The sequence below is a fragment of the Streptomyces ferrugineus genome (assembly GCF_015160855.1).
In the GTDB taxonomy this organism is placed as follows: Bacteria; Actinomycetota; Actinomycetes; order Streptomycetales; family Streptomycetaceae; genus Streptomyces; species Streptomyces ferrugineus.
Map to the genome: position 1 here is coordinate 4,881,362 of NZ_CP063373.1, position 13,123 is coordinate 4,894,484.

Below are 13,123 nucleotides of genomic sequence, written 5' to 3' on the forward strand. Positions count from 1 at the left end.
GGCGGATGTCATGGCCGGCTGAGGGTGAAACGGGCGCGAAGCAGGTCGGCGGCGCGTGAGCTGGGGCCGACGAGCAGGTCGAACGCTCCGGGCTCGACGATCCGGCGCCCTTCGGCGTCGACCAGGGAGCATGCCGCGGCGGGGATCGCCAGCCGGACCCGCACGCTGTCACCGGGTGGGACCGTGACCTGCCGCCAGGCCTTGAGTTCCCGCTCCGCCCAAGTGACGCTCGTGACCACGTCGCTGATGTAGGCCTGCACGGTCTCCAGTACCGGCCGGGCGCCGGTGTTGGAGACGGTTACCTCGGCGCGCACCACGCCGTCCCATGCCACGACGTCGTCGAGAACGGCCAGGTCGGAGTACTCGACCGTGCTGTAGGACAGACCCTCCCCGAAGACGAAGAGGGGTTCCTGGGTCAGGTCGGCGTAACGGTCACCATGCTGGCCGCGCACCTGGTTGTAGTAGACGGGCTGCTGCCCGACATGGCGTGGCACGGACAGGGGCAGGCGTCCCGACGGCTCGATGAGACCGAGGACGAGCTCGGCCACCGCCTGACCGCCTCGCATGCCCGGGTTGAACGCCTCGATCAGCGCTGCCGCCGCCAGCACGGCGTCGGGGAGCACCGAGGGCTTGCCGTGGAGCAGCACCACGACGACGGGTGTGCCGGTGGCGACGAGTGCCTCGAGGAGGACGACCTGTCCGCCCTGCAGCTCCAGGGTCGCGGTCGAGCAGGTTTCACCCGTCAACGCGACGGTGTCCCCGACGACGGCGACGACGTAATCAGCCGCGCGCGCGAGGCTCACCGCCTCCGCGATCTGAGCCTCGTCGACGGGCGCGGGCGCGAACAGGGGCGGACGGGGCTGCCCGTCGGGGTACACCGGTCCTTGCGGGTCCGGCACGAGGCGCCCGATGTCGGCGCCGCGGGCGTAGGTGACCGTCCAGCCGTCAGGGACGGCCGCGCGGAACCCGTCGAGCACCGTCGTGATCGTCTCGCGCGGGTGCCCGTCCGGCATCCAGTCCACCTGACCGGATGCGCCGGCCCAGTCGCCGAGCATGGCCTGCGGGTCGTCGCCGTTGGGACCGATCACGGCGATCGTGCGAGGGGCCCCGGCGGTGACGGTGTGACCCTGACCGTCTACGGCCTGTCCGCCGTCGAGGGGCAAGGTGCCGTCGTTGCGCAACAGCACCAGGGATCTCCGGGCGACTTCGAGGTTGAGGGCGGTGTGCTCGGCGCACCCGATCACGTCGGCCTGGCGTGCCCGGTCCGGCGCGCGGGGGTCCTCGAACAGGCCCAGTTCCAGTTTCAGTTTCAGGATCCGCCGGACCGCCTCGTCGATCTCCTCCTCTCGCAGTCGCCCCTGCGCGACTGCTTCCTGGGCGCCCCCGAAGAAGTCGGGTGTGGTCATCACCAGGTCGTTTCCGGCCTGCACCGCGACCGCCGCGGCCTCCACGGCGTCCGCGCAGACCTTCTGCTCCCACACCATCCGGCCCACGTTGTCCCAGTCGGTCACGAGCGTGCCGGTGAACTCCCATTCGCCCTTGAGGACATCGTTCAGGAGCCACGTGTTCGCCGTGATCGGGACCCCGTCCATCGCCTGGTAGCCGAGCATGAACGTGCGGCAGCCCTCGCGAGCGACCCTCTCGAACGGCGGCAGGAACCATGAGCGCAGCTTGCGCCGACTCAGGTCCGCCTCGCTCGCGTCGCGTCCGCCCTGCGTCTCCGAGTAGCCCGCGAAGTGCTTGGCGCAGGCCAGAATTGCTGTCGGGTCGTCCAGTCCCGCTCCCTGGTATCCGCGGACCATCGCGGCGCCCAACTCCCCGATGAGCAGCGGGTCCTCGCCGAAGGTCTCGTTCACACGGCCCCATCGCAGGTCGCGGGTGACGCACAGCACCGGCGAGAAGGTCCAGTGGATACCCGTCGTGGCGACTTCGACCGCGGTGGCCCGGGCCATGCGCTCGACGAGCTCGGTGTCCCAGGTGCAGGCCATCCCCAACTGCGTGGGGAAGATCGTGGCACCCGGCCAGAACGAATGGCCGTGGATGCAGTCGTCAGCGACGAGCAGCGGTATCCCCAGCCTGGTGGCTGCCGCCAGCTCGACGGCAGCGTGCATGCGCTCGGGCGAGGCATGAAGGATCGACCCGGCCAGCTTCGTGGCCACGATGTCTTTCAAGTCGCCCCGGGCGTCCAACTGCAGCATCTGTCCGACCTTTTCCGGCAGCGTCATGCGGGCGAGCAGATCCTCGAGGCGTTCCTCGAGCGGTCTCGAAGGGTCCCGGTAGGGCGGCGCGGTCGCGGTCCCTGACCCCGCAGGGTGATCTGGGCGGGAGGAGAACTCTGATCCTGACCCATGGCACGCGGTTGCCGGGTTCCGGTGTGCTTCTGAACTCATGAGTTCGACCTCACGCTCTCCTCGACGCGTTGCCGGCAAGCTCACTGCTGGGCAGCAGGTCAGGCCGGCGGGTCGGCAGGATCAGCGGCGCGCCCTGACGCAGTGGGTGTGTCGCGCCCGCGATCTCGACTGTCGTCGGGAGACCTCCGGTCAGCGTGATCGTGGTGTCCTCCGGGCCGATCGCCACGTCGAACTCGCGTCCCTGCCACACCATCCGGCGCAGGGTGAGGCCGTCCAACTGAGGCGGCAGGGTCGGGTCGAGCCTGAGCCGGTCCGCACGCCAGCGCATCCCGCTGAATCCGTAAAGGAACACCTGGAGGAAACCGCCCTGTCCGGTGGTGAACGTGAACGCGCCTCCGTGACGCTGCTCGGCGAACTGGTTGAACGGCCCGCGTATGAACGGGTCCACGCTGCGCCGCATGAAGCGGTAGGCGGCGGACCAGGGCGTACCCAGTGCGGCGTGGGCGATGGAGTGGATGGAGTCGGTCATGGACGGGCCGTCGGGGTCGGTGCGCGGCACGTAGTAGTCGAGATCGTTCCGCGCGACCTCGGCGGGCATGGGGTGCTCCCAGGGGTACTGCAACATCACCACGTCGGCCTGCTTGACGGTGTCGCCGTCGTAGCCGTCGTACTGCGGATGGATGCCCAGATCGTCGTCGTACGGGACCCGCAGGCCGTCGGCGACCCGGTCCCACTCGGGGTCCGCGGCCACGCCCACGACCTTTGCCGCCCGGGTGGCGATCCGCAGGGTCTCCGCGGCCGCGACGTTGGTGTACACGCTGTTGTCGACCGGGAAGTGGTATTCGTCCGGACCCATCACCTGCTTGATGTCATAGCCGCCTTCGTCATGAGGAACGGCGGAGCTCACCCAGAACTCGGCGGCACCCTTCAGCACCGGCCAGGCCTTCTCGGCGAGCCAGCCGCGGTCGCCGGTGGCGAGGTAGTACTGCCAGTGGGCGAGGGCGACGTCAGCGGTGATGTGGTGCTCGAGGTCCCCCATTTCGAAGCCGGGTGGAGTCTGTTCGTCTCCGTGCAGCGCGCTCTCCCAGGGGAACCTCGCACCCGCGAACCCCGTTCGGGTCGCGTACTCCTGGGCCGCGGCCAGACGCTGCTGCCGATAGGTGTTCACACCCACCGCGATGTCCGGATGCTGGGCCAGCAGCGCTGGATACATCCAGGTCTCGGTGTCCCAGAAGACGTGCCCGTTGTAACCGTCGCCGGACAGGCCGCACGGGGACAGGCTCCAGTTCACCCCGGCGCGGGTACTCTCCAGCAGGTAGAACATGCTCGCGCGGACCTGCAGCTGCAGCACCGGATCCCCCAGGACCTCGATGTCGGCCCGCCACAGGTCGGCCCACGCCGCCTCGTGCTCGGCCACCAGCTCCCCGTACCCGGTGTCCGCCGCGTCCGCTGCGGCGGCGCGAGCAGCCGACAGCGGGTCTGCGGAGTCTTGGGAGTCGGCCACGCCGACGTACTTGGTGACCGTGTACGTGCTGCCGGCCTGCACATCGAAGGTTGCCTGCACACCGACCGATTGGACCTGGTCGGTCTCGAACTCGGCGACGTGTGCCGCCACCCCGGTGGGCAGTTCCAGCCGCGACGCGAGCGCTGCGGTGATATGCGTGCCGAGCGTCGTCACCGTCTCGTACGACTCGGCCGCCGTACCGTCGTAGCCCTTGCTCGACCGCTCGGTCAGCCTTGCGCTGGTCCCGTCGAAGATCCCAAACACACGCGCGCCGCCACTCCAGTGCGGTGTGAAGGTAAGCTGGACCGCGGCCACCCGGTGCCGGGCCTGGTGGACCAGTACCTGGTACGTGAGATCGGTGCGGCGGCCCGCCGGTGAGGTCCACGTCGCCTGTGTGGTCAGCAAGCCGGCCCGCAGGTCCAGTGTCTGCCGGTAGTTGCTCACCGCTCCCTGCTCCCGGTCATCCTGTTCACCTGCCCGTGCCGCCTGTGGCAGCCGGCCGTAGGTGCCCGACTCGTCGGAGAACGCGAGCGTGGACCAGGTCGGGAGGTTCGCGTACTTCTCGATCGGGCCGTCCTGGGCGAAGAAGCCGGCCAGGTGCGCTTGGGTTTCGATCGGCGTCGTCGCGTATCCCGTCCCCGCCGCGGGGATCCGGCCGCCGAAATAGCCGTTGCCGAGGAAGGTCGGCGCGTAGTCGTCGTCGGTTTCGGTGGTGCTGAGCGTCCACTCGGTGTCGGGCCGGGACTTTTCTGTGGCGGTGGTGGTGTGGTCGTCGTGACCGGGAGGATCGTGCTGGGACCGCGCGGGTGCCGGGTCGTGGGTGGGGTTGTCCTGGTCGGAGAGGTCTCCGTGGGGGGTCATGCGTGCCTTTCTCGGATGGGTGTTGTCGTGGGGTTCGTGGGCGGGGAGCGCTGGGTGGCCTGGGCGTAGCCCGGAGTGGAGGGAACCGGCCTTACGCACGTGCGTGACTCAGGACTTGGAGCCCGACAGGGCGATGCCTTCGACAATCTGGCGTTGCGCGAACGCGAACACGATCAGCATCGGTGCCGCCAGCAACGTCGTGGCGGCCATCAGCGCGGGCCAGTCAGAGACGTACTGGCCCTTGAACTGGTTGACCAGCAGCGGCAGCGTGAACTTGTCGGAGCTGTTGAGGAAGATCAGCGGGAAGAAGAAGTTGTTCCACTGGGCGAGGAAGGTGAAGATCCCCAACGCCGTGAGAGGGGTGCGCAGCAGCGGCAGGATGATCGTCACGAACGTGCGGACCCGGCCGGCGCCGTCGAGCTGGGCGGCTTCCTCCAACTCCCGGGGGATGCCTTTGATGTACTGGCGTAGCAGGAAGACGCCGAAGGCGTTGAACAGTGCGGGCGGCACGATGATTGCGGCATGGGTGTCCACCCAGCCCAGCCAGCCCATGATGATGTACAGCGGGATGATCGTGAGCTGGCCGGGGACCATCATGGTCGCGAGGAAGACCATGAACAGCGGGCGGCGGCCCCAGAAGTCGATCCGCGCGAACGCGTAGGCGGCCATCGCCGAGGTGAGCAGGGAGACCGCCGTGACCGTCAGGGCGATGTAGGTGCTGTTCCAGAACCCGCGGACGAAGTCGGCCCCGCCCAGGGCGGTGCGGTAGCCCTGCTCGGTCCAGTCCTGGGGCAAGAGCTTGGGCGGCTGCATGAAGATCTCGCCCAGGGGTTTGAACGAGGAGAACAGCATCCAGGCGAACGGCAGCGCCATGCCGATGGCGCAGACGACGAGGACCGCGTGCAGCAGCAGTCTGCGACGGGCGGGTCGGCCGGAGCCGGAAGCGCCCTTGGCGGTCGTGACCGCGCGGCTGATGGGGTTGGAGAAAGTACTCATTCTGTGTAGTGGACCCATCTCTTCTGGGCTGCGAGCTGACAGCCGGTGACTACGAGCAGGGCCAGGAACAGGAGGAAGGCGAGAGCTGATGCCGCCCCGAAGTCGAACTCACCGAAGGCGATCCGGACCACCTCGTAGACGATGGTGCGGGCGGAGTCCGGAGCCCTGTCGTCGAAGAAGACGTAGATGTAGTCGAACACCTGGAAGGAGCCGATGATCGAGGTGATGGAGAGGAACAGGATGGTCGGGGACAGCAGCGGGATGGTGACGTGCCGCAGCTTCTGCCACTCCGAACAGCCGTCCAGCAAGGCGGCCTCCAGGAACGAGCGGTCGATGCTCTGCAGCCCGGCCATGAACATGATCAGCTGGTAGCCCAGGCCCTGCCAGATCCCGACGATCGCGAAGGCCGGAATGACGAACCGGGCGTCCTGCAGCCAGTTCGGCGCGGGCAGCCCGATCCCGCGTAGCGCGTTGTTGACCGGGCTGATGTCGGGGTTGAAGAGCCACAGCCAGATCGCCGCGACCGCAACCGAAGAGGTGATCACCGGGGCGAAGAACGCCAGCCGGTACACCGGGGTCAGCTTGCCGGCACGCTGCATCAGCAGGGCGAAGAACAATCCCGTGAGCATCAGTCCCGGCACCTGCAACACCGTGAACCAGACGGTGTTGACCGCCGAGCGCTGGACGCGCGGGTCGGACACGACCTCCGTGAAGTTGGACAGGCCGGCGAAGGACCGGGTGCCGAACCCGTCCCAGTGGTAGAACGCCAGCACCAGGGCGAACAGCAGTGGGCCGACCATGAACACCACCAGCCCCAGCAACTGGGGCGCCAGGAACAGGTATCCCGCGGCCGTGTCCCGGCCTCGCCGACGCCGGCTCCGGCGGTCCGGGTGGACGTCCGGGTCCGCGGACGTCAGCCGCGCCCGGGCCCGGGAACCGGCGCTGCTGACGGCCATCAGGCGCCCCCGTTGATCAGCTTGACCACCTTGCCGCTGAACGAACGCGGCGTCTCGTTGCCCGCCTTGAGCATCTTGTCCACCAGCACCGGGAGCTCTTTGGCGACCTTCGCGTTGCTGGCGATCGCGCTGGGGACGGCGTAGCCCTTGGCCGCGACGTCGTTGAACAGGCTGCCGTGCGCGGGCACGTTGCCCTCGGTGACGACGTCGTCCAGGCCCTTGATCGACGGCACCGCGTTGCCGCCGCCGGACAGGCGGAACCTCTGCCCCTCGGCGTTCAGGAAGTTGCCGAGGAACTCCAGCGCCTTGGCCTGGTTCTTGGACTTGGCGTTGACCGACAGCGCCGCCGTGTTGACCGGTACCGGCATGACGTCCTTACCGGACAGGGAGGGCAAGGGGGCGATGTCGAAGCCGAACTTGACCTTCTTCATGTTCGGCAGGATGACGCGGGGGTAGGTGAGGCAGGCCAGCTGGCCGGCGTAGAACAGCACGTCAGCGCCCTGTCCCTGCGGGAGGGCGCCGGAGTAGGTGATGTTTCCCGACTTCAACTGCTCGAACAGCCACGCCAGCGCCTCCTGGGACTTGGGGTCGGCGTCGAACACCGCCTTACCGGACTCGTCGAAGAGCGTCCCGCCGAAGGTGGACATCCAGCCGAACCAGTCGAACCAGTTGCTGCCATTGAGTACCAGACCCCTCTTCTTGGTGGAGCGGACCTTGTCGAGCAGGTCGGTCAGCGCGTCCTGGGTCCAGGTGCCCGCCTCGAACTGGGCAGCCGGGTCGGTGCTGACGCCCGCCTCGGCCAGGAGGTCCTTGTTGAACCAGAACACCAACGGACTGCAGTCCACGGGCAGCCCGAACAGCCCGGGGCTGCCGTCTGCGGGCCGGCACCACTGGTACAGCCCCTCGTGGAAGTCGTCGAGCTTGACCGCGGCGTCGCCACTGTCCAGGTAGTCGGTGAGGTCGAGCAGCTGCTTGGTCTCGATCAGCTTGGCCATGTAGATGTCACCGACGTAGAAGGCGTCCGGAGCAGCGCCGGCCGACAGTTGCGGCAACAGCTTGGAGAGGTAGTCACCCACGACCTGTTGGTAGGTGACCTTCACGCCCAGTTTCTCGGTCATCTTCTCGGAGAACCGACGGAACACCTCCGACTGGGGCGGCCCGTCCCAACCCGCCCACTTCAGTCCAGGTCCACCCGCTGCGGAACTGCCGCCGCATGCCGCGAGCGCGGGCGCGGCGGCCAAGCCCAGACCGGCGAACATGCCCGCCTTGAGGAGGTTGCGGCGGTCCACGGCCGTGGTGGCAGCCGCCTCCTTGATCACATTCCTGCGTCTGAACACAGTCGTCCCTTCCGCTGACGGTACGTCGCCGTAGAGCAGCCCTTGTGCGTTTCGCCGCGTCACGGCGCCTGGTCGAGCTTGTGGGCGCGGGTTCGCGGGCCCTCGGTGCCATCGATATAACTTCTGTGTTACCGATAAAACGGGGACCGTAGGGGCGTTTGCCGCAGCAAGTCAAGGGGTCTGCACGCACCTGGCGGCACCGTCGGAGCGCCGCCCGCCGTGGGGCATCATCGAGAGGGTCCCAGCATGCCCCTGACAACTTCGCGGACCTTCCACCAGGTCACGGGTGTTCTCAGCGGCGCGAGGCATACTCGTGACACACTCGAGGGACGCTCTACGACAGCCCGCAGCAATCCCGCGGCCTGATCGGCGCGACCATAGGGGCGGGCGGTCGAACATCCTTGACCGTCGCGCCTCCTGCCCACCAGAATGGGCGGATGGGTTTTACCGATCAACCATCGGCTCCGAGGCGCGGTCGGAGACCGGCCGCTGAGGGAACGTCCGGGTCGTCAAGGCCGACCATGGCCATGGTGGCGGCGCGGGTGGGAGTCTCCAAGCAGACCGTTCACTACGCCTTGAACTCCCCGGACCGTCTCAGCCCGACAACGTTGCGTCGGGTCCTCAAAGCGGTGGACGAGTTGGGTTACCGACCCAACCAGGCTGCGCGTTCTCTGCGAACGCAGTCTCCGCGGGCCGTGGGCTTTCGGCTGTGGCCGACCGCCGAACGTCAGTCGGGCGGGGTATGGGAGAGCTATCTCTACCAACTCTCGGTAGCGGCAAGCCGAGCCGACCACGCGGTCTTCTGCCACCCCGCCGCCACCGACGAGGAGGAGATCCAGGTCATCGAGGAGATCTTCAGCACGAATACCGTCGACTGCTTCGTGATCACTTCCACCCAGGACCACGACCCTCGTATCACCTTCCTGCGCGAACGCGGCATTCCTTTCGTCTCCTTCGGGCGCCCCTGGGGGCATCCCATGTCGGACACGTGGTGGGTCGACGTCGACGGCGCCGCCGGTATGGAGCAGGCCGTGGACCACCTCGCCGAACGCGGTCACCGGCGCATTGCCTACTTGGGCTTGGACGGGCCCAGCGGGTTCGGGGACGACCGGGAGTCCGGCTGGCGCCGGGCCATGCGTTCACACGGCTTCTCGACCCGTGAACTCGCGGTCGGCGGGCCCGACGAGATCAGCACGGGCCGGGAGCTCGCCGGTCGACTCCTCGACAGGAAGACGCCGCCGACAGGATTCGTGTGCGTCAGCGACACGATTGCGATCGGTGCGCTCCGAGCGTGCCGGGAGCGGGGACTGGCCGTCGGCCGTGACGTCGGCGTCGTGGGATTCGACGACAGCGTCGGCGCACGCCTCGTCGATCCGGGGTTGACCAGCCTCGCCCAGCCACTGGAACTGGTCGCACGACACACCATGCGCCTCCTCCTCGACCGGCTCAAGAACCCGGACGCCAAGGCCGAACAGGTCCTGCTCCGGCCCACCCTCGTGGTCCGGGAAAGCACCGTGCCCCTATGAGTTCCTAGTCAGGCTTCGCGGCCGTAGCGGGCTCCCGTCTCGACGCGCACGGAGTACTGGAGGTGCTCAGGCGGGCCTGCGTCCAGCTGCGCACCCGTCGTGGCCCGCGCTCGACTCCCGTCACGGGGCGAGGCCGGGCAGCTGGCGTCGGCGGAACTTGCCCGGTTCCTGGGCGTGCACGTGTCCTCTACAGACAGGGCCGGGTTCGCCAGGGCCAGGTCGTCCAGGAGGTCACGGAACGCCGTGTTCATGCGGACGACCGCGTCCCTCGCCGCCGCAGAGATCCCGGCGTACTTGAAGTAGCCGTGGGGGAGTGTCGGTTCCTCCCTGCGAGTCCAGGTCTCCCTTGACGAAGCCGCCGCCGTGGAAGAAGACGATGACACAGTCGTCGCGGGTGCCTTGGTAGAGACGGACAGGAAGGAACCGGCCCTTGAGCGGCGCGACGTCGTCACGCACCAGCGGATCGGCGACCGGGCGGTCGGCCGAAGGCGCGCGCAACGAGCGCAGGTCGGGTTCGATCTCGCCGCTGGTGAGTACTTCGGCGATCCGCGGATCGAGTTCGCACGCGACCATGGCGCGGTTCACCGGGCCAGGCATGCGGCGAGGAAGCGCCGCACCGCAGGCAGAACGGCGAAGTGGTCGTGAGCCGTGTGGGGACCGTGTCGAGGCGCGCGTCGATGCCGTGATCGCGCCAGTTGGCGTGGAGCGCGTGGATGCGCTCGACGCGGTTGCTCCCCGCCGGGGCGGGACCGCGGGCGTCGGGCGGCGCGAGTTCGGCGCTGCCCGTATCGTTCCGGCCGATGACCAGCTGGACGGGCACGCCGTGGAGGGCGGTGGGGTCGACCTCGATCCCGAACTGCTGCTTGGCGTCGGACGACCTGGTTCTTGAAGCCGGATTGGCCCTCGAAGACGGGGGACGGTCCGGTGAAGCCGTGCTGTGCGAGGCGCGCGGAGACGATGCCGTTGCGGGCGGCGTTGGGCGCGGAGCTGCCCTTCCACTGGGAGAGCGCCCCGGAGCGCACCTGTCGCATGGCGATGTGGCTGTTGAGGGCGATGTTGATCGCGTCGGTGAGTTGCCGCTGGGAGAGCCGCATCAGCCGGCCCGCCGCGATGGTCGAGGCCAGCAGTACGTAGTTGACGTGGTCCCACCCTCCGCGGTGAAGGTTCGCCGCGTCCTGGAAGCCGCACTGGATCTCGTAGGCGAGCACGATCGCCAGGAGGAGGTCCGCATCGGAGGAGCCCTCGGCCTCGGCGACAGCGAGGCACGCGGGGACGTTGTCGCTGGGGTGCCCGACTTCCTTGCCGATGTAGCCGTCGTTGAAGTCGAAGTAGCGCACCATCGTGCCGTTGACGAAGGCCGCGATGTCGGGCGTGGTGGTCTGCCGGGTGCCCAGGACCGTGCAGGCGGGGGAGAGGTACGCCTCGGCGAAGGCGCGGCCGTTGCGTACGGGCGTGGCGTCGAAGGCTCCGAGCCCGCACCCGAGGCTGTCGACGAGGCGTTGCTTGGCGGTGTGGACGGCGTGCGCGCTCAGATCGCCGTAGCTCAAGGACAGGGCGTAGGAACTGAGTTCCTCGGCAAGGGGCATGGACGGCTCCTGGGGCGTAGGGCCTGGGACTCGGACATCCCCGCGGACGAACCACGGGCGGTCCTGGCACCGGCGATGCCGGTGATCCCAGGTGATCCCAGTTGTTATTTGCTATAGCTTCCAGCAGGGACAGCGGCCTGTGAGGGGCCCGTGTCGTCGGTGCCCTTCGGTCTCAGGCCGGGAAGCGGCCCGAGATCAGGGAGTCACTGGACGCCTGACTGTGCGCGCTCATCAAATCCGCCGCCAGGCCCCCTTCGCCGGCGGCGATGGCGTCGAAGATGGCGCGATGCTGGCGGTAGCGCTCCTCCACGGCGCTCCGCCGGTCACCGCTGATCTCGGACAGCACCGTGCTGCGCCGTTCGTCGGCCCCGAAGGCGTCGACCATCTGCAGCATCTGCAGCAGTGTCGAGTTGCCGCTGGCCTGGTCGACCAAGGCGTGGAACTTCCGCATGCGGTGCAGGATCTCCTGGATCAGCTCCCCTTCCTCGTCGCTGCCCGGCTCACTGTCCGCGGCCCGGGCGCACAGTTCGTCGGCGCTGTCGAGCGCCGCGCGCATCTCCCGCCGCTGGCTGGCGGTCGACTTATCGGCCGCCAGGCGGGCCGCCAGTGCGCGGAGCGAGTCCCCGATCATGGTGAACTCCCGCAGCTCCTCCTCCGCGAACTTCGAGATACGGACGGAGCGCGGGCCCGTCCTCTCGACCAGGCGGTCCTGCTCCAGCCGTCGCAGCGCCTCTCGTACGGGCGTCGCGCTGATGTCCAGTGACTCGGCCAGGCCCCGCTCGGTCACCTTCTGGCCCCTTTCGAGGACACCGGAGATGATCGCCTCGCGGATCGCCGTGTAGGCCTGATCGCCGAGTGTCGCGGAAGCCGCGAGGTGCGGAAGCTGTCCCATGTGCAATACCGTATTTGCTACAGCATCATTCAATATGTTGCGGTCGGCCAGTTCGGACGGAGTCGGCCGCGTCGGCCTACTCAGCGGGGAGGACCCGGTCCCCCTCGGCCGGCTGGCGCAGCCGGCGCGGGAGCCGTGCGGCGAGGAAGTCGATGAGTCGGCTGACTCGCTGCGGAATGTGGGTGTCATCCGCGATCAGGGCGTAGATGTCGGCCGGCGGTGTCGGCACGTCCGGAAGCACCCGCACGAGTTCTCCGCGATCGAGATGCGGTCCGACGTGCCACTGCGAACGCATGATGATGCCTCGGCCCTCCAGAGCCCAGCCGGTCACCACCTCACCGTCGTTGCTGGAGAGGCTGCCATGGACGCGCAGGTGCCGGGTGCCCTCCGTGTCCCCGAACCGCCAGAGCGCGAAGTCGCTCTCGTTCTCCCGCAGCACGATGCAGTTGTGCCGGGCCAGGTCCTCGATGCTGCTCGGCGTGCCGTGCTCGGCGAGGTAGGACGGCGCCGCGCACGGCACGCGCCGGTTCTCGGCGAGGCGGCGCATGCGCAACGAGGAGTCGGGCGGCGCGCCCACGTGGACGGCCACGTCGAACTCCCGGCGGTGCGGTCGCAGTGGGAGCGCCGAGGTCTGCAGCCGGACGTGCAGGTCGGGGTGGGCTTCGGCGAACTCGCCGAGCAGCGGGGCGATATGGGTGCGCCCGAGGCCGATCGTGGCCTCGACGAGCAGGGAGCCGCGCAACCCCCCGGAACGATCGGTGATCGAGTCCTCGAGTTCCCGCACCTGGTCGAGGATGCTCTGCACGCGCGCCGCGTACTGCTCGCCCTCCGACGTCAGGACGAGGCGTCGGGCGCCGCGCTGGACGAGTCGGACGTCGAGGCGACGCTCCAGCGCGCTGAGGCGCTTGCTGACGACGGGGAGAGAGCAGCCGAGTTCCCGTGACGCGGCGGTGAGGGTCTCGCTCGAAGCGACCACCTGGAAGAACTGGAGGTCGTCCAGGGAGGAACGGTACGAGCCGCCGGGCTGTCCGGAACGACGGACGCTTTCCATGCGAGAAAGCCTACCTTGCCTGCCGCGGCCTTGTAGTGGCGATCGCAGCTGGCCAGGGTGTTC

Annotated in this window: 10 protein-coding genes and 1 pseudogene; 2 read left to right on the forward strand and 9 right to left on the reverse strand. The window is 68.5% G+C overall.

From position 1 onward, the window contains the following. Positions 1-8: 8 nt before the first annotated feature. The 5 genes from IM697_RS22300 to IM697_RS22320 all read right to left on the reverse strand — a co-directional run bounded on the left by IM697_RS22300 (position 9) and on the right by IM697_RS22320 (position 8,005). The gene (locus tag IM697_RS22300; RefSeq protein WP_322734570.1) at positions 9-2,225 is read right to left on the reverse strand and encodes an exo-beta-d-1,3/1,6-glucosidase; all 2,217 of its coding nucleotides are present in this window, start codon (positions 2,223-2,225) and stop codon (positions 9-11) included. Positions 2,226-2,400: 175 nt separating this feature from the next. Next, complete coding sequence (locus IM697_RS22305; RefSeq protein WP_194049456.1) at positions 2,401-4,716, reverse strand: glycosyl hydrolase family 65 domain-containing protein; 2,316 nt, start codon at positions 4,714-4,716, stop codon at positions 2,401-2,403. 108 nt (positions 4,717-4,824) lie between these two features. Continuing rightward, entirely contained in the window at positions 4,825-5,712 is an 888-nt protein-coding gene (locus IM697_RS22310; RefSeq protein WP_194049457.1) for a carbohydrate ABC transporter permease, read from the reverse strand. Next, positions 5,709-6,668, reverse strand: coding sequence for a carbohydrate ABC transporter permease (locus IM697_RS22315; RefSeq protein ID WP_194049458.1), 960 nt, complete (start codon positions 6,666-6,668; stop codon positions 5,709-5,711). Before IM697_RS22315 ends, IM697_RS22310 begins: the two co-directional genes overlap by 4 nt. Then, positions 6,668-8,005 (reverse strand): ABC transporter substrate-binding protein, encoded by a 1,338-nt coding sequence (locus IM697_RS22320; protein ID WP_228044848.1) that lies wholly within the window; start codon positions 8,003-8,005, stop codon positions 6,668-6,670. Before IM697_RS22320 ends, IM697_RS22315 begins: the two co-directional genes overlap by 1 nt. Positions 8,006-8,532: 527 nt before the next feature. Here IM697_RS22320 and IM697_RS45940 point away from each other — a divergent pair. Next, positions 8,533-8,601, forward strand: a pseudogene (locus IM697_RS45940) (hypothetical protein); the annotation flags it as partial. Positions 8,602-8,700: 99 nt separating this feature from the next. Continuing rightward, positions 8,701-9,531, forward strand: coding sequence for a substrate-binding domain-containing protein (locus IM697_RS22325; protein ID WP_228044993.1), 831 nt, complete (start codon positions 8,701-8,703; stop codon positions 9,529-9,531). A gap of 231 nt (positions 9,532-9,762) precedes the next feature. Here the strand turns inward: IM697_RS22325 and IM697_RS22330 are convergent, their stop codons facing one another. The 4 genes from IM697_RS22330 to IM697_RS22345 form a co-directional block, all read right to left on the reverse strand. Then, on the reverse strand, positions 9,763-10,116 hold the full coding sequence (locus IM697_RS22330; protein ID WP_194049460.1) for a hypothetical protein: 354 nt from the start codon (positions 10,114-10,116) through the stop codon (positions 9,763-9,765). After that, a complete protein-coding gene (locus IM697_RS22335; protein WP_194049461.1) occupies positions 10,113-11,117 on the reverse strand; it encodes an MmgE/PrpD family protein in 1,005 nt (334 codons plus the stop codon). The genes IM697_RS22330 and IM697_RS22335 overlap by 4 nt, the downstream gene beginning before the upstream one ends. A 172-nt stretch (positions 11,118-11,289) precedes the next feature. Continuing rightward, a complete protein-coding gene (locus tag IM697_RS22340) occupies positions 11,290-12,009 on the reverse strand; it encodes a GntR family transcriptional regulator (RefSeq protein ID WP_194049462.1) in 720 nt (239 codons plus the stop codon). 76 nt (positions 12,010-12,085) lie between these two features. Beyond that, positions 12,086-13,060, reverse strand: a complete 975-nt coding sequence (locus IM697_RS22345) for a LysR family transcriptional regulator (RefSeq protein ID WP_194049463.1) — start codon at positions 13,058-13,060, stop codon at positions 12,086-12,088. Positions 13,061-13,123 lie beyond the last annotated feature (63 nt).

Excerpts from the sequence above, each read along its gene's own strand:
- IM697_RS22300 (WP_322734570.1), bottom strand. The coding sequence starts at position 2,225 with ATGACGCTGCCGGAAAAGGTCGGACAGATGCTGCAGTTGGACGCCCGG.
- IM697_RS22305 (WP_194049456.1), bottom strand. The coding sequence starts at position 4,716 with ATGACCCCCCACGGAGACCTCTCCGACCAGGACAACCCCACCCACGAC.
- IM697_RS22310 (WP_194049457.1), bottom strand. The coding sequence starts at position 5,712 with ATGAGTACTTTCTCCAACCCCATCAGCCGCGCGGTCACGACCGCCAAG.
- IM697_RS22315 (WP_194049458.1), bottom strand. The coding sequence starts at position 6,668 with ATGGCCGTCAGCAGCGCCGGTTCCCGGGCCCGGGCGCGGCTGACGTCC.
- IM697_RS22335 (WP_194049461.1), bottom strand. The coding sequence starts at position 11,117 with ATGCCCCTTGCCGAGGAACTCAGTTCCTACGCCCTGTCCTTGAGCTAC.
- IM697_RS22340 (WP_194049462.1), bottom strand. The coding sequence starts at position 12,009 with ATGGGACAGCTTCCGCACCTCGCGGCTTCCGCGACACTCGGCGATCAG.
- IM697_RS22345 (WP_194049463.1), bottom strand. The coding sequence starts at position 13,060 with ATGGAAAGCGTCCGTCGTTCCGGACAGCCCGGCGGCTCGTACCGTTCC.